General features: G+C 54.5%; 12 protein-coding genes. 10 read left to right on the top strand and 2 right to left on the bottom strand.

Going from position 1 to position 16,799, the window contains the following annotated elements:
* The first annotated feature begins 11 nt into the window (after positions 1-11).
* From M3087_RS09595 to M3087_RS09560, 8 genes are all read left to right on the top strand, one after another.
* Positions 12-1,907, top strand: coding sequence for a hypothetical protein (locus M3087_RS09595; protein ID WP_249095307.1), 1,896 nt, complete (start codon positions 12-14; stop codon positions 1,905-1,907).
* Positions 1,908-1,983: 76 nt separating this feature from the next.
* Positions 1,984-6,258: a hypothetical protein gene (locus tag M3087_RS09590; protein WP_249095305.1), complete on the top strand. Its 4,275-nt coding sequence runs from the start codon at positions 1,984-1,986 to the stop codon at positions 6,256-6,258.
* 470 nt (positions 6,259-6,728) lie between these two features.
* Positions 6,729-8,048 carry an ATP-binding protein gene (locus M3087_RS09585; protein WP_249095303.1) on the top strand — a complete coding sequence of 440 codons (1,320 nt, stop codon included), beginning with the start codon at positions 6,729-6,731 and terminating at the stop codon, positions 8,046-8,048.
* A gap of 235 nt (positions 8,049-8,283) precedes the next feature.
* Positions 8,284-9,270 (top strand): hypothetical protein, encoded by a 987-nt coding sequence (locus M3087_RS09580; RefSeq protein WP_249095299.1) that lies wholly within the window; start codon positions 8,284-8,286, stop codon positions 9,268-9,270.
* Between the two features lie 19 nt (positions 9,271-9,289).
* Complete coding sequence (pstS, locus tag M3087_RS09575) at positions 9,290-10,351, top strand: phosphate ABC transporter substrate-binding protein PstS (protein ID WP_022384431.1); 1,062 nt, start codon at positions 9,290-9,292, stop codon at positions 10,349-10,351.
* A gap of 49 nt (positions 10,352-10,400) precedes the next feature.
* Complete coding sequence (gene pstC, locus M3087_RS09570; RefSeq protein ID WP_022384430.1) at positions 10,401-11,258, top strand: phosphate ABC transporter permease subunit PstC; 858 nt, start codon at positions 10,401-10,403, stop codon at positions 11,256-11,258.
* Between the two features lie 25 nt (positions 11,259-11,283).
* Complete coding sequence (gene pstA / locus M3087_RS09565) at positions 11,284-12,153, top strand: phosphate ABC transporter permease PstA (RefSeq protein WP_022384429.1); 870 nt, start codon at positions 11,284-11,286, stop codon at positions 12,151-12,153.
* Positions 12,141-12,911 (top strand): phosphate ABC transporter ATP-binding protein, encoded by a 771-nt coding sequence (locus M3087_RS09560; RefSeq protein WP_022384428.1) that lies wholly within the window; start codon positions 12,141-12,143, stop codon positions 12,909-12,911. Before pstA ends, M3087_RS09560 begins: the two co-directional genes overlap by 13 nt.
* 172 nt (positions 12,912-13,083) lie before the next feature.
* Here the strand turns inward: M3087_RS09560 and M3087_RS09555 are convergent, their stop codons facing one another.
* Positions 13,084-13,224, bottom strand: a complete 141-nt coding sequence (locus tag M3087_RS09555; protein ID WP_022384427.1) for a hypothetical protein — start codon at positions 13,222-13,224, stop codon at positions 13,084-13,086.
* A 154-nt stretch (positions 13,225-13,378) separates the two neighbouring features.
* Between M3087_RS09555 and M3087_RS09550 the strand changes: the two genes are divergently transcribed.
* Together M3087_RS09550 and M3087_RS09545 are read left to right on the top strand one after the other, a co-directional pair.
* Complete coding sequence (locus M3087_RS09550; protein ID WP_249095297.1) at positions 13,379-15,016, top strand: ABC-F family ATP-binding cassette domain-containing protein; 1,638 nt, start codon at positions 13,379-13,381, stop codon at positions 15,014-15,016.
* Complete coding sequence (locus tag M3087_RS09545) at positions 15,013-15,660, top strand: HAD-IA family hydrolase (RefSeq protein ID WP_249095294.1); 648 nt, start codon at positions 15,013-15,015, stop codon at positions 15,658-15,660. The genes M3087_RS09550 and M3087_RS09545 overlap by 4 nt, the downstream gene beginning before the upstream one ends.
* 89 nt (positions 15,661-15,749) lie before the next feature.
* Here the strand turns inward: M3087_RS09545 and M3087_RS09540 are convergent, their stop codons facing one another.
* Complete coding sequence (locus tag M3087_RS09540; RefSeq protein WP_022384424.1) at positions 15,750-16,745, bottom strand: AI-2E family transporter; 996 nt, start codon at positions 16,743-16,745, stop codon at positions 15,750-15,752.
* Positions 16,746-16,799: the final 54 nt, after the last annotated feature.

The raw sequence follows: 16,799 nt of genomic DNA, 5'->3' as shown, positions 1-16,799 counted from the left end.
CCCGAGAGACAATGAAGAAGAACACTTATCTATATGCAATCATGCTCTGTGCAGGCGCTGCCCTGAGTGCCTGTACGGACAACACCCCTGTGCCCGGCGCGGGGGAAGGGGAGAAGCCCTTGGGCGGTGTGGCTATCGACTTGTCGCAGACACGTGCTTCGTCCGATTTTGTCGATGCTGGGCAGCTGATTGACCGGGTGACCATCTCCCGGACGGATGTCGACCCGCAGAATAGGACCAACTGGATTAAGAATGCGGATGGTGACCCGTCGAACCGGATTGACCTGCCCGAGAATGGAGACGGCTCCTACTACGACAAGGACCGCGACCTCTTCTTTATCAAGAAGGACAAGAATGCCGAGCTGTTCACAAACTGGCTGCAGAAGGACGGCACGTTCGTATATCTAGGCTATCATAACTCCGACCAGTTTAGCGGCTATCCCGACCCGGCGAAGTATGGCAACTACAATCCGAAGGGCATCAAGCAGTATGGCGGAATCCAGTGGTATGACTTCAAGCCGCTGGATGTCATCAAGTACAATGCGAAAGACTGGCAACCCAAGTATTCGCAGATGGGTAATCCGAATGACCCTTCGGAAGCATACCATACCCTGTCGACCAACGGCGTCTATGGCTATGCCAAGGACTTTCTGAATATCTGCGGACTGCGCTGGATGAATTACGCTTCGTTCAATGACTTCCCCAAGGATACGTGGAAACCGCTGTTCGGTGGTCTAGGCTATCGAGATAATGAGGGGTATCTGTCGGCTGAATATGTGCGAGGTGCCATGGTTTACCAGTGGCGGACGGATGTCATTGGGGCTTTGTCCAAACAGCGGCTGATGTTCTTCGGCCGCCAGCCTTACAAGGCAAACACCGCCCCGAGCGACGCTGCGGCGGGCTTCAGTCCCTACGTGTATCGCAACTTCCCGATGCAGAGTGTCATGAGTCGCCTGATTGTGAAGGTGCAGGTCAACAAGGATGTGCTTATTAAGGATTTTGTATATATAAACGACTTGCTCGTGATGCAGATTCCGCAATTCTTCCGGGTGGACGGGCAGAAGATGGACTTCCCGCTTCTGGATAGAGATGACCACTCAGACCAAGGATTTGCATACGATGGAAAGACCGACCAGAATGACTTGTTTGGTAACAATGGTTATTCGCAATACAACTTTTTGTGGCTTGAAGGCTTTGAAACCGCTTCAGAACTGACTGAGGGTACCATCAGTGGAAAGAATTATCAGGTAGCCATGAAGTTCCATCCCATCCGTTTTCAGAGAGGAAAACTTTATACCGGTTCTCCAAGAGACAAGGACGATTTGGAGGTTCCTGCAAACTATGAAGAGTTTAATGATGGCGCGTTGCACACGGTGCTCGATGTCTATATCCCCCCGTTTGACCCGGTGGGGACGAAGGTGGAACGCTTCGTTCGCGGCAGGGACCGGCGCAACAATCTGTATGATTTCAACAGTCCGAACTTCCGGCAGGGGCAGGGACTGACAGAGACAGATGCCACCTACCTGAACCAGAATAAGAAGGAGTGGCTGAACACGCCCTACTTCCCGCATATCCGCGTAGACTATGTTTCTCCCAACTCCACAGGTACGGGTGTGGTTGCTGCCAACTACGACGACATCCCCATCGGGGAGTTCAACCGCGCACTGCAAAACCAGAATGGGCTCTCCGAACGCGGTATCCGTTTCGTGCCCTCCATCATCCGCCCGGGACACACCTACGTCGTGACCATCCGGGTGGGCTTCGGCGCCGACCTCATAGTGGAGACGTACGACCCCGACCCGCAGAACGGCTGGTCTCGTGAGATGGTTTTCGACAAACGCGGAATGGTGCACAGCTCCATTAAGGACCTCTACGAACCTTATGAGGAGGTGTATACGACCTTCTAGGAGGAGGCATCCCTGTACCGGATGCTGGAGATAACGTATATTGATTAGACAATCGTGAAAGACAATGACTGACAAGATGAAAAAGATACTGACATTATGCTTGACGTTCATGGCGCTGACCTGGCTGACCGCCTGCGTCGACGATGACTCGGAACTGAAACAGACCGTGGAGAACGATGTGCTCAACATCGACCTCAGCATCGACCGCTATCCGCACGTGCAGGTAGGGGCGACTCGTGCTGCCCTGGAGCAGGCGGAAGAGAACATCCCGGAGAACGTGTATGTCATGCTCTTCGACAAGGACGGACTCATCATCGAGCTGGAGCCGGGCGTATTCACGGCTGAATCGGCCATGACTTCTTACACTGACCCCAAGAATCCCCAGTTGCGGGCGCAATACCGTGTGAGCCTCTCCGTGCTCCGGGCGCACGCCGAGAAGTATAACTTTTCCAATGAGGATATACAGAAATTCAAGCTGACAGCCGTCTCCATCGGCAACATGCAGCTCAACTCGCCCGAATACTGGTTCGGTGAGAACGGAAAGCTGGAACGCCTCAAGGATTTTGTCAACGACAAGGGAGCAGACCTGACGCTGGCTGCACTGCAGCAGCAGGTGGCCTATTTGGCAAAGCTGAGACGTGGAGAAGGCTACATCGGTGGCGACCGAAATGACAACCGGGGGTACGTGGACGATGCCTCGCTCGTGCCTGACCGCGACGGCATCACGGAATATGACGGACTCACCGAGCGTGCACAAGGCTTGCTCATGTCCGGTCTGGGTACACAGACGGTCAATGCGGCTTCGGTGCGAGGGGCGACCATCCCTGTCAAGCTGACCCGCGTGGATGCCAAGGTGGAAATCCGCATCAAGAGCGGCAATCCCAATCTGCGCTTCCTGCCTCGTGGCGTGCGCTTTCACAACATGCCTACGGGCTCCTACCTGATGGCGGATGCCAATCGTGCGACCTATTTTGACCAAGACCTCTACAATCCTGCTGCAATGAGCTGGCGTCAGTTCGAGTATGAAGGCAAGCTGGAGGAGCATGGGCTGAAGTCTCCCCGTACCGGCAACGACTCGCTTGTGGTGGCAGACATCTATACGGGCGACAGTACCAACGTTTCCGGCATCGTGTTCTACATGCCCGAGGTGAAGCTTAAGGCGAAGAAGAAAATCAATGCTGCGGAGTGGGATGCGAAGTACAGCAAAATCTTCGGTCCCGGTTCCTCCGTCACTTCCATCAAGCAGTTTGATGAGGCGGACCGTCTGCGTTACCTCTACGGCATGCGTGCCCGGTTGGAGAAGAAGGCGAATGCCAAAGCCGGGTCGGGTGCAGTGACTTTCAACCCGCAGAACGGACAGTACTACCATAACGGACAACCGCTGACCAACCTGGATGACAGCGGCAACTTCCTGCCCTTCGAATATGCGCCGGACAAGGCGGTGTGGGTGGAAATCGTCGGCGATGTCTATGAGACCGTTACCTCCGGAGTGGCAGGAGGCAACCAGATGAAGAAAGAGCGTGTGGCACACAACGTGGTCTACCGGCTACTCTTGGGCGGCAACGCCGAGTCGGAAGACGGAATCAACTCGTACAGCATTTCCCGTGACAAGTATTACACCTACAATGTCAGCATCTATTCGCTGGAGGACATCAAGGCGGAGGTGCGCGTCAACAACCTGAAAGACGAAAACCAGCAGTTTGAGGACAACTCCCATGACGACGCTTTCGTCACCGAGGCTTCGACTGCCATCCTGGACAGCCACTTCGACGCCCGGGCGGTGCTCATCAACTTCTTTGACCTGCGCAGCAAGATGCGGGTATCAGAGTGGCAAAACATCAATCCCACTGCCACGAATGATGCACGCAACCACTTTGAGGTGAATACTCCCTTTGACCCGCTGCCCCAAGGTGGTCGCAACGGCTATATGCCTTCCAAGACCGATACAGCCTGGGTGAGCTTCTTCATCCATCCGCTGACACATATTTACAGCAGCCAATATGCGAGCCAGGACGAATCAACTCCTCCCCGCATCCCCCGTTTCACCATCGGCAAGCCGCTTGCTTATGAGATGTTCCCTCCTCAGGATGACCGGTACAAGGACTGCTACCGCAAGGGTCCCCAGGACCTGATACGCTACATCCGTCTGGCGATGAAGGACCTGACCACCAAGTGGGAAAACAAGACGGCATCCGACCTGATGTCGCGTCCGGAGTTTAAGAAAGACCTGGAGAAGTGGCATTTCGACTCTGAAACAGGTGATATGATTATCTCCGTGCATGCCCATGAGTTCTATTACGATGAGATGCCGTCTTGGGCGACGGGTTTCCAGGTGAACGGCAATGGTGTAGCTTTCGCCGTGAACAGTACCAACTGGGAGAACAACGGCTGGCGACTCTTTGTCAACCGTCCGGACCGTATGATGAAGATTTTCTTCTCCGACCGTCGTCCGTCCTATTCATCCGATGGACACAGCTCGTGGGACGATGCGGAAATCAACGTACAGCAACACTCCATCATGGCTCCCTACAACATCGACAGGCTGCCCCAGGACTACGTAGGCTTCGGCGTGGAGTTGGTAGAAGAGGAAGAGTGGATGGAGAACAAACCCGATAACATCACTGCCAGTTCCAAACAGCTTCGCCAGGCACACTGTCACGTGTGGAACGAGAACTACTACGTGCCGGTGCAGGGAACGACCAATATCTATGACGGTCGGTTGCTCTTCACTACACTGGTCCACCCCGGTTGGCTGGACGGGTCGCATAAGTGGAAAGACTTGCTCGACTATACTTTCAGTGGCAACAATGTGAATGCCCGTGTCTACATTCCCCGTGGTTCCATTGAGAACCGTCCGGGCTATGTCTACCAGTGGCAGATTATCTATCCGCGCCACATCAACAACGGCTCGTTCAAGTCGCAGGGTGGTTGGGCAGGACTGGCGGTGTTGAGCCGTAACGAGCCTTCCAACCCGTACGACCTCCAGAGCGGTATGATTTATGACAAGGATGTGAAGTGGTATCTGCCTTCGCTGCCCCAGTTGGAATACCTGTGGATGGCACAAGTCTCACTGGCTCCTGCCTACCGTCTGCGCAACGACTATCCCTACATCACCTCCACACGTCTGACCAAGTCGGACGACGGTCGCTGGAGTGAACCGTTCATGTTCATGGCACGCTATGGCGCGACCATGCGCCAAAAGATGGCGGAGGCACGTGCCCACCTGATGTGGTGGCCTTGGGCATGGGACCTCGGGGACATCAAGACCCGTTACTACTACGGCTATCAGAGCTTCAACCAGCCCATGGGCGGTAGCTATGACAGTTGGAAGAGTAAATATAAGGATGAGTTCTGGGATGCTCCGTTGCGCGTCCGTGCGGTGCGCACCTTGGGCAAGTATGACCCGAACAAGATTTACCGTCCTGCCCAGCGTTGGCTGACCGAGAGCAATGACTGGACCCGTGACACGTCTGTTCCTGCTGACAACAATGCGGGTGGTGTGTCGACTTCCGGCTTGATCATCGACTGTTCGCGTTTCCCCTCTGACCTGATTCGTCAGAACTATGTGGCAAACGGTCCGTTGCCCAAGCACACCATGAATTCGGTGTGGGCACGTCCGTACAAGTATTTCCGTGTCGCCCGTCTGTCGGTGGCTGTGACCAAGCGTTCCTTGGGTTGGGGCAAAGACCAATATGTCTACCGGATGACTACTGATTTCGGCTATCCGGCTCGTTCTACAAATCCCGACTATAAGTCCGTGTATGATGCCGAGGCTTCGCGTCCGTCCATTATGCTGGATGACAGCCGCGACGAGCATCCGTGCGCCCACTACATCGAGGTGGACCGCTATACGGGTAATAAAATCATACGCGGCTGGCGCATGCCGAATGCCTACGAGCTGATGTTGATGATACGTCTCTTCCCACCGCAGCAGATGCTTGACATGCGTACGCAGAACTGGAATCCGACCTGGTGGGCAGCATCCAACGGTTGGGGTGTCGGTTCGGAAAACAATTGGTCGAGCAACAATGACCCGAATACGGAAGGACGCATCGAGACCCTCTCGACCTCATCCAACAACGTGGCCTATTATATGACCAAGACCGATACCGAGGAGGGTTACCGCTTCTACGGCGCCCACTACTGGGCACAGCAATACGGTTTCCGTGCCCGCCCGATGGACTTGAACCGTTGGACTCGTCAGGAGTTGGTCAAGATGACCGGTGGCAGCATCTGGCTCACCGAGTTTGATGTCCGCTGTGTGAAGGATGTATCCGAGGCCGAGATGCAGCAATACATCACCAACCAGGGCGGTTCATCGTCACACGACGATTTCATCAAGCCGTACTAAGTAATTGACAATGGACAATTGACAATTGACAATTTCCGTTCGGCATGTACATCTGATAATAAGGGAATCAGCTTCTATCCGACCGTGACACACGGTCTCATGAAATGCCGCTGTTTGGACGCATCTAGCCTCCGGACAGCGGCGTTTGTTTTCATCCGGCATTTGGGGGGGATATTGGACTATCAATGGATTGGACCGGTCTGGTCGCCCGGTCCAACATACGTCCAATATCACATCCTCGTGCACGTCCAACAGTATACATCCTCATACATTGCTGTCTTTCATCCTGCATTTTGGGCGATATTGGACCATCGATGGATTGGACCGGGCGACCAGACAGGTCGTCCCTACAGAGGATCTCATGCTGCATGGAAGCATTGTCCATTGAAATAAATACGTTACATTTGCAGTAGCGAAACGGCTGTTTCGGAAATGGCTGTTTCGGAAGTCGAAAGAAAAGGAAGAAGGATATGAGATTTTTTGATAGAACAGAAGAGATTGCATCGCTGCGTGAAATCCGCGAGATGTCAAAAGACAACGCACAATTCACGGTCGTGACCGGACGACGCCGTATCGGCAAGACCTCCCTTATCTGGCAAGCCTATGAGGACGAGGCTATTCTCTATTTTTTCGTCGCTCGCAAGGCTGAAGGCGATTTATGCGAAGACTACCGGCTTGAGATTGAAAACAAGTTGGGGATTCCGACGATGGGACGGGTGGAACGTTTCATTGATGTCTTTGAATTTCTGATGAAACTGTCCATGGAACGCCCCCTGACGCTGTTCATTGATGAATTTCAGGAGTTCTTCCGCGTGAACAAGTCGGTGTACAGTGACATGCAACGTATTTGGGACCTCTACAGCCCGAAATCCCGTATCAATCTGATTGTTTGCGGTTCCATCTATTCCATGATGTCGAAGATATTCAAAGACAAGAAGGAACCACTGTATGGCAGGCAGACACGTTTTATGACAGTACGCCCCTTTACACCTGCCGTCCTGAAGGAAATTCTGACAGAGTATAACCCCGGTTACACGGCAGAAGACCTGTTGGCACTGTATTCCTTTACGGGAGGTGTGGCAAAGTACGTACAGCTGCTTATGGATGTCCGGGCGACGACCCGTGAAAAGATGCTGAATCAAATCGTGAAGGCAGACTCCATATTCCTGGGAGAAGGAAAGGCCATACTGATTGAGGAGTTTGGCAAGGACTACGGAGTTTATTTTTCCATCTTGTCAGCGATAGCAAGAGGCAAGACCTCCCGTTCAGAGATAGAAAATGTGGTAGGCAGAGAGGTCGGTGGTTACCTGACGAAGCTGGAAAATGAGTATGAGGTGATTGCCAAGAAACAGCCTCTGTTTGAGAAAAGCACCAGTAAAAATGTCCGTTATACGATAGAAGACAACTTCTTCACGTTCTGGTTCCGCTTTATCTACAAGTACAGCTACATGCTGGAAATTGAGAACTACGAGAGCTTGAAGACCATCATAAACCGGGACTACGAGACATTCAGCGGTCTGATGCTTGAGCGTTATTTCAGGCGTGTGCTGATTGAGCGTAAAGCCTATACACGCATCGGCGGCTGGTGGGACCGTAAAGGTGAAAATGAAATTGATATCATAGCCGAGAATGAACTGAATGATGAAGCTACGTTTTTTGAGGTAAAACGTAAAGCTGCGAACATTGACAGGAAGTTGTTGGAACAAAAGGCTGCCGTATTCCAGCGTGCCACGGGCGAGTTCAAGGGCTATCGCATCTCCTGCAAGGGACTGTCAATGGACGATATGTAGACATACGTTCCCCTTGCTTATCTCCCCACTGCCTTTTCGGGAAAAGATACCAGTGAGAAGCTCATCTCGTCACGGTGAGAAGCTCATCCCGTCACCGAGCTGATGCGCATCAGCCGAATTGTCCATTGTCCATTGTCAATTGTCCATTGCATTGTAATACGGATGTAAAATGTTTTGCATCTCATTGTAACATCCCCTCCCTACATTTGCAGCGTCAAAACAACAATAGGACAACATGATGAAGAAACACCGGATGATTGCTGCTTTGGCTTGTTGTGCACCTCTTCTTGCCGGAGCACAAACCAACGACAACGAACCGAAGGCTGAAGGGAAAGCCATCATCGCTATCTTCAGCGATGTACATACGGGCTTCGGAAGCAACAACAACGACCGCGGATTTACACTCGACCGCAGCTACCTGGGCTATCAGTACACGTTGAAAAACGGCTTGCAGTTCAAGGCCGTCATGGATGTGGGACAGTCCGACGATGTGCATGACTACGAACGCATTGCCTACATCAAGAACGCACTCGTCACGTGGAAGTACAAGAACCTGACGCTGAGCGGCGGACTCATCTCGACCACCCAGTTCAAGACACAGGAATCCTTTTGGGGCAAACGCTATGTCATGAAGTCGTTCCAGGACGAATATAAGTTCGGCAGCAGTGCCGACATGGGTGTCTCCCTGGCTTATGACTTTACGCCGTGGTTCTCGGCGGACGTCATCCTCGTCAACGGAGAAGGATATAAAAAGGTACAGGTGAACGACGGATTGCAATACGGTGTCGGACTCACCTTCACTCCGCTCCGTGGACTGACTCTCCGGGCCTATGCCTCCTACAACGAGGCGTCCGATAAAACACTGGAGGGCATCACCAACTGGAACCTCTTTGCCGGATATGCCACCGGGGCGTTCAGCCTCGCAGCCGAATACAACAGCCAGACCAATGCACGGAACATCAAGGACCATGACCAGAGCGGCTGTTCGGTCTACTCCACCGTCGGCGTCGGCAAACACGTCAACCTCTTCGGTCGGTGGGACTACCTCACCTCAAAAGACCACTGGAACGAGGCTGCCGACGGTATGGCAGGCGTCGTGGGCGCGGAGTTCAAGCTCGGCAAGTATATCAAGCTGACGCCCAACATGCGCGTCTGGTCTCCCAAGGCGGACGATGCCAAGAAGAGCTATTACGCCTATCTGAACTGTTCATTTACGATTTGAAAACCAAATACTAGCAGTTATGAAGAAAATGTATGCTTTAGTTGCAGGCTTGCTGGCACTGACCATCAGCTCCTGCGGCGGACAGAAGTCAAACTCGGTAGACGGTCGCGAAGCTGTGGAGCTGACCGGTGCAGGGGCAACCTTCCCCTTGCCGTTCTATACGATGACCTTCAACACCTATAATGAGAAGGGTGGGGACAACGTGTCTTACGGAGGTATCGGAAGCGGTGGCGGTGTGCGCAACCTGAAGGACGGCATCGTGGACTTCTGTGGAAGCGATGCTTACCTGAGCGATGAAGAAATGAAAGAGATGAAGCCCGTGGTGCACGTGCCGACCTGCATGGGAGCCGTCGTGCTGGCTTATAACCTGCCGGGCGTGGAGAAACTCAACCTCGCGGGAGACGTGATTGCCGACATCTTTGCCGGGAAAATCACACGCTGGGACGATGCCCGCCTGAAGGAACTCAACCCCGACGCCAAGCTTCCGGCTGCCGACATCATGCCGGTCTACCGTTCGGATGGCAGTGGGACAACCTTCGTCTTCACCGACTACCTGAGCAAGGTGAGCGAGAACTGGAAGAATACGCTCGGAGCTGCCAAGTCGGTCAACTTCCCCGTCGGACAGGCTGCCAAGGGAAATCCGGGAGTGGCAGGCATCGTGGGCAACACCCCGAACACCATCGGCTACATCGGTTCTGAATATGCCTTCGCACAGAAGCTGGCTTACGCCAATGTGAAAAACAAGCAGGGCGAGATGATTACTCCGTCCACGGAAAGCATCTCGGCTGCCGCAGGAGACATCCCGCAGGACACGCGCTGTTCCATCACGGACGCCGATGCTCCGGGAGCTTACCCCATCAGCTGCTTCACCTGGCTCATTATCTACCAGGAGCAGAACTACTCCGGACGCAGCAAGGCACAGGCACAGGCTACGGTTGACCTCCTGGAGTATGTCCTCAGCGACAGTGTCCAGCAGACGACTACGACCGTACACTATGCACCGCTGCCCCGACAGGCTGTCGACCTGAGCCTCCAGAACCTGAAGACCGTCACTTACGACGGACAGCCCCTTGTGAAATAAGGACTGGTTCAACGTTCACAAGCGAAACCAAACCAACGCAGACACAACTATGCAAGACAAGATATTCAGGTTTATCCTTATTCTGTCGGCAGTGGTCATCCCGATCATCGGTGGGGGAATCATCTATTCCCTCACCAATGATGCCGCAAGCGCGTTCCGCCAGTTCGGCTTCTGGGAGTTCATCTGCTCCGACGACTGGAACTACACGCCCGGCAACGAGAGCTACGGTGCACTGCCCTTCATCACGGGTACGCTGCTGACCACGTTGCTGGCACTCATCTTCTGCATCCCCTTCTCGCTGCCCGTCGCCCTCTTCGTGGGCGAATACTTCCGCGGGAAGAAGATTGCCACCATCCTGAGCACGGTGACCGACCTGCTTGCCGGTATTCCCTCCATCATCTACGGACTCTGGGGTTTCTACACCCTGCGTCCCCTCTTCATGGAGCTGAACATCTCGCCGCAAGGCTCCGGCATCCTGACCGCCTCCTTCGTCCTCGCCATCATGATTGTACCCTACGCCGCCTCGCTGAGTGCCGAGTTCATCAAGATGGTGCCCTCTGACCTGAAGGAAGGAGCCTACGCCATGGGTGCGACCCGTGCCGAGGTCATCCGCCGCGTGGTGTTCCCCACTGCCGGTTCGGGAGTCTTTTCCGCCTACATCCTTGCCATCGGACGTGCCCTGGGCGAGACCATGACCGTGACGATGCTCATCGGCAACACGAACCAGATTCCCACCAGCCTCACCACCACCGGAAACACCATGGCGAGTATCATCGCCAACCAGTTTGGTGAAGCCGACGGGCTGAAGCTCTCTGCCCTGATTGCCATCGGACTGATTCTGTTCCTCATCACTGCCATCATCAACCTCATTGGCAAGATTCTCATCCGGCGTGCCCAACATGTCTAACCGTATGCTCTAATCACAGATAGTTATGTTACAAGATAAAAACCTACAAGTACGCATCTTCAAGAACCGTCTGCTCTACTTCGTGGTCTGCTTCTTTGCCGCCCTGACAGCCATCCCGTTGCTGGCGATTCTGGGCGAAGTGCTGGTGCGGGGCTGGAAGCAGCTCTCCTGGACCTTCCTGACCGAGGCGACGCCCAACGCCTACGAGGCGATGATGGCGATGTCGGCAGGCGAGGCGTTGCCGGGCGGTATTGCCAACGGCATCGTCGGCACGTTCCTCATGCTCGTCGTGGCTGCGGTCATCGCCATTCCGGTGGGCATCTTCTGCGGAATCTGCCTTTCGGAATACAAGGGAAACTGGTTTGCCACGACGGTGAGCTACATCACCGACCTGTTGCAGGGTACGCCCTCCATCATCATCGGTATCATTGTCTACATCTGGGTGGTCGTGCCGATGAAGGGCTATTCGGGCTTTGCCGGCAGTGTGGCGCTGTTCATCATGATGCTGCCGCTCATCATCCGTTCCACCGAGGAGACCATGAACATCCTGCCCGAGACTCTAAAAGAGGCAGGTCTTGCCCTGGGCGGAAGCTACTGGCGCGTGATGCTGCAGGTGATGCTCCCCTCGGCGTTCGGCAGTATCTTCACCGGAATCCTGCTCGCCATCTCGCGCGTCATCGGCGAGACTGCCCCGCTGATGTTCACCGCCCTGGGTGGAGCAGCCATCAGCTGGAACATCAGCCGACCCATGTCAGCCGTTCCCCTCATGATTTGGGAGTTCTTCAACGACCCCAACCTGCAGAGCCTCATCTGGGGAGCTTCCCTCTTCCTCCTCACCTTCGTATTATGCCTCAACTTGTTAGCTAAAAGAATTCAAAAGAAATGGAAAGTATAAAAGACCCTATCCTTCAGATAAAAGACGTATCCATCGCTTACGGCTCGAACAAACTTGCCGTGAAGCACGTGACAGCCGACGTGGCAAAGAACACCATCACGGCCATCATGGGACCTTCGGGGTGTGGCAAGAGCACCCTGCTCCGTGCCGTGAACCGCATGCACGAGCTGTACAAGGCCATCCATGTGACCGGTGAAATCCTGCTCAACGGCGAGAACATCCTGTTGATGCACCCCACGGAGGAACGTCGGCGGGTGGGCATGGTGTTCCAGCGTCCGAATCCTTTCCCCACGATGAACATCTACGACAATGTGCTGGCGGGTTACATCCTCAACGGCATCAAGTTGTCGAAGGGGGAGAAGGATGAGATTGTGGAGCGCAACCTGCGCAATGTCATGCTGTGGGACGAAGTGAAAGATTCGCTCACCAAGCGGGGAACCTTCCTCTCGGGCGGACAGCAGCAGCGCCTGTGCATTGCCCGTTCGCTGGCACTCCAACCGGACATCCTGCTGATGGACGAACCGACGTCGGCGCTCGACCCCATTGCCACCAAGTACATCGAGGACCTGCTCGTGCAGCTGAAGAACGAGGTGACCATCATGATTGTGACCCACAACATGTCGCAGGCAAAACGCATCTCTGACTATTCCATGTTCATGTATCTGGGCGAACTCATCGAGTACGATGACTCCAGTGTGATGTTCTCCAACCCGAAGGACGAGCGTACCCGTTCCTACCTGACGGGAAAGATGGGATAACCGGTTTCAATTGACAATTGACAATGGACAATTGACAATTGCCGTTCGGCGTTGGATGTTCGGCATTGGACGTTTGGCAATCCATTATTATACAGAAAGGACAGGATGGAATGGCTCATGCCAGACCGTCCTGTCCTTTTGAGTGATGTCCGATGACACCGTCGGGTGTCTGTCAGTCTTCTTCTTCCACTTCTTCCTCCTTTTCGAGCATCATGGGTTCATGACAGCAATAAGGCGGGTTCTGTTCGGTTCCGTCAGTCTCTACCACTCTGCCACACAAGGGGCATACATACGTTCTCACAATTTTCTTCATAGGATTTCTGTTTAATTGGTTGCCGCAAAGATAAAAAGAATTTCGTATTTACAATCATTTCAATTGATAATCGTTTCCAATTGTCAATTGTCAATTGTCAATTGAAATGTTCTTCGTACTTTTGCACGCACAAACCTAAAAACGCATAAACTTAATGATATCTGTAGAAGGACTTGCCGTAGAGTTCGGCGGAACTACCCTGTTCAGTGACATCAGTTTCCAGATTAACGAGAAAGACCGCATTGCCCTCATGGGGAAGAATGGTGCCGGAAAGAGTACCCTGCTGAAGATTCTGGCAGGCGTGCGTCAGCCTACACGCGGACACGTCGGTGTGCCCAAGGACTGCACGGTGGCTTATCTTCCGCAACACCTCATGACCGAGGATGGGAGGACGGTGTTCGAAGAGGCTTCGCAGGCGTTTGCCCACCTGCACGAGATGGAGGCGGAAATCAACCGGCTGAATGAGGAGCTCACCACCCGCACCGACTATGAGAGCGACGACTACATGGCACTGATTGAGCGAGTGGCGTCGATGAGCGAGAAGTTCTATGCCATCGACCTCACGCACTTCGAGGAGGATGTGGAGAAGACGTTGCTCGGACTGGGTTTCGAGCGCACCGACTTCGCACGCCCCACGAGTGACTTCAGCGGAGGATGGCGCATGCGCATCGAGCTGGCGAAGCTCCTGTTGCAGAACCCGGACGTGCTCTTGCTCGACGAGCCGACGAACCACCTCGACATCGAGTCCATCCAGTGGCTGGAGGACTTCCTGATCAACAGCGGGAAGGCGGTCATTGTCATCAGTCACGACCGTAAGTTCGTGGACAACATCACCACGCGCACCATCGAGGTGACCATGGGACGTATCTATGACTACAAGGTGAACTACTCCCACTACCTGGAGCTGCGCAAGGAACGCCGCGAACAGCAGATGAAGCAGTACGAGGAGCAGCAGAAGATGATTCAGGAGACGAAGGACTTCATCGAGCGTTTCAAGGGGACGTACAGCAAGACACTCCAGGTGCAGAGCCGCGTTAAGATGCTGGAGAAGCTGGAGCTGGTGGAGGTGGACGAGGAAGACACGTCCGCCTTGCGGCTCAAGTTCCCGCCCTCGCCACGCAGCGGCAGCTACCCGGTCATCATGGAAGGGGTGGGCAAGGCGTACGGCGACCACGTCGTCTTCCGGAATGCCACGCTGACGGTGGAACGGGGAGACAAGGTGGCGTTCGTGGGACGTAACGGCGAAGGCAAGTCCACGCTGGTCAAGTGCATCATGGGCGAACTGGAGCATGAAGGGACGCTGACACTGGGACACAACGTACGGATTGGCTACTTCGCGCAGAACCAGGCATCCTTGCTCGACGAGAACCTGACGGTGTTCCAGACCATCGACGACGTGGCGAAAGGGGAGATACGCAATAAGATACGCGACCTGCTCGGTGCGTTCATGTTCGGTGGCGAAGAGAGCACGAAGAAGGTGAAGGTCCTCTCCGGCGGCGAGCGCACCCGCCTTGCCATGATCAAGCTCCTGCTGGAACCGGTGAACCTGCTCATCCTGGACGAGCCGACGAACCATCTCGACATGAAGACCAAGGACATCCTCAAGCAGGCGTTGATGGACTTTGACGGGACGCTCATCGTCGTCTCGCACGACCGCGATTTCCTCGACGGACTGGTGACGAAGGTCTACGAGTTCGGGCATCAGCGTGTGCGCGAGCACCTCTGCGGCATCTATGAATTTCTCGAAACCAAGAAAATGGAAAACCTGCAAGAACTGGAAAAGAAAGCATGAAAACCTATCCTTACTTGTTTCTCGACCTCGACGGAACTATTTCCGACTCCGCGCCCGGCATAGTCCGTTCGGCGCAATACGCCCTGGAGGCGTTCGGCATCACGGTCAGCAATCCGGACGATTTGCTCTGCTTCGTCGGTCCTCCGCTGGAAGACTCCTTTCAGGAGTTCTACCACTTCACGCCGCAACAGGCGGATGAGGCGGTGAAGAAGTACCGCGAACGTTATGAGGTGACGGGGGTGTATGAGAATGCCCTCTATCCCGGCATCACGGACTTTCTCGACGCGGCACGTCGGGCAGGGAAGACCCTGATGGTGGCGACCTCGAAGCCGCAACGCATGGCAGACCTTGTGCTGCGTCATTTCGGCATTGCCGACCGTTTCGCCTTTGTCGGCGGACGGGACGATGCCACGCGCCGCACCAAGGAAGAGGTCATCCGCTACGTCATGCAGTGCAACGGCCTGACCGACCCTTCGCAAATCGTCATGATTGGCGACCGCAAGCACGACATCCTCGGTGCCCGTGCCGTAGGTCTCGACTCCGTAGGTGTGCTCTACGGTTATGGCAGTCGCCAGGAGTTCGAGGCGGAAGGTGCGACTTACATCGTCAACGACTTGGACGAGCTGCAACGGCTGTTGCTGTGACGGGAAGCAAATCCGACACTTTAAACCCCAATCGGTCATTAGACATTGAGCTGTCTGATGTCCGATTGGGGTTTTATGCAGGTTGCGGTTTACTCATTCAACAGATACTCCTTGCGGAACATCTCGACGAAGAGCAGGAAGAGCGACACGATGAGCGGTCCGAAGATGATGCCCATGAAGCCGAAGATGGGCAAGCCCGCCACGACACCGAAGATGGTGATAAGGGGATGGATGTTTGCCATCTTCTTCTGCAGGATGAAGCGGATCAGGTTGTCGCTCTGTGCCACAATCAGTCCGCCGTAGGCAAGGAGAATCAAGGCATGCACCCAGTCGCCCATCAGCAGGAAATAGATGGAGATGGGGACCCAGATGATGGTCGTCCCGATGATGGGGATAATGGATGCGAAAGCCGTCAGCATGGCAGCCAGCACCGGATTGGGGGCGCCGCTGAGCAGGTAACCGCCCAACGAGATGACGCCCTGGATGATGGCGAGCAGAGGGATGCCGATGGCATTGGAACGGACGATGAGCTGCACCTTGTCGAGCACTTCGCGCTTGTTTTCCTCGCGGAAGGGGAGGACCGTGGAGATGTAGTGCTCCATCGCGCGTCCGCCGGAAAGCATGAAGAAGAGCAGCATGATGGCGACGCAGAGGTTGATGACGAAGTCACTCACGCCGCTCATGACCGACTGCCCGATGGAGGAAGCCTGTGCCACGACGAACGACAGGGTCTGCTCCGAGAACAAGTCGTAGCCCGTCCGCTCCTTGATGATGGCAATGACCTGCTTGGTCGGTTCGATGATGCTCTGTGTGTCGAAGTGTAGCCCCGACAGCTGGCGGATGACTGCCCAGCTGAAGAGTGACAGCGGGATGAGGATGAAGAGGGTCGTGCCCAGTGTCACCAGCCAGACGGCAAGCGAACCGTTCATCTTCTGTTGCAGCCAGTGGGTCGGATTGCGCAACAGCAGGTACAGCGTGAAGCCGCCCAGGATGCCGTTCATGAACGGTTGTGCCTGACGGAACAGGAGGATGCCCAGTCCGATGATGAGGATGATGAGTGAATATTTCCAGTAGGTCTCTTTCATACGTTGGAGGATTTTGGTTTAGATGGGGCAAAGGTACGATAAAATGTGTATTTT

Source organism: Mediterranea sp. ET5 (assembly GCF_023337025.1).
In the GTDB taxonomy this organism is placed as follows: domain Bacteria; phylum Bacteroidota; class Bacteroidia; order Bacteroidales; family Bacteroidaceae; genus Phocaeicola_A.
The sequence above is the reverse complement of the archived record's forward strand: the minus strand, read 5'-3'. Positions and strand labels throughout refer to the sequence as shown.

Bases quoted from the DNA above. Each gene is read 5' to 3' on its own strand.
- M3087_RS09595 (WP_249095307.1), top strand. From the start codon at position 12: ATGAAGAAGAACACTTATCTATATGCAATCATGCTCTGTGCAGGCGCT.
- M3087_RS09590 (WP_249095305.1), top strand. From the start codon at position 1,984: ATGAAAAAGATACTGACATTATGCTTGACGTTCATGGCGCTGACCTGG.
- M3087_RS09585 (WP_249095303.1), top strand. From the start codon at position 6,729: ATGAGATTTTTTGATAGAACAGAAGAGATTGCATCGCTGCGTGAAATC.
- M3087_RS09580 (WP_249095299.1), top strand. From the start codon at position 8,284: ATGATGAAGAAACACCGGATGATTGCTGCTTTGGCTTGTTGTGCACCT.
- pstS (WP_022384431.1), top strand. From the start codon at position 9,290: ATGAAGAAAATGTATGCTTTAGTTGCAGGCTTGCTGGCACTGACCATC.
- pstC (WP_022384430.1), top strand. From the start codon at position 10,401: ATGCAAGACAAGATATTCAGGTTTATCCTTATTCTGTCGGCAGTGGTC.
- pstA (WP_022384429.1), top strand. From the start codon at position 11,284: ATGTTACAAGATAAAAACCTACAAGTACGCATCTTCAAGAACCGTCTG.
- M3087_RS09560 (WP_022384428.1), top strand. From the start codon at position 12,141: ATGGAAAGTATAAAAGACCCTATCCTTCAGATAAAAGACGTATCCATC.
- M3087_RS09555 (WP_022384427.1), bottom strand. From the start codon at position 13,224: ATGAAGAAAATTGTGAGAACGTATGTATGCCCCTTGTGTGGCAGAGTG.
- M3087_RS09550 (WP_249095297.1), top strand. From the start codon at position 13,379: ATGATATCTGTAGAAGGACTTGCCGTAGAGTTCGGCGGAACTACCCTG.
- M3087_RS09545 (WP_249095294.1), top strand. From the start codon at position 15,013: ATGAAAACCTATCCTTACTTGTTTCTCGACCTCGACGGAACTATTTCC.
- M3087_RS09540 (WP_022384424.1), bottom strand. From the start codon at position 16,745: ATGAAAGAGACCTACTGGAAATATTCACTCATCATCCTCATCATCGGA.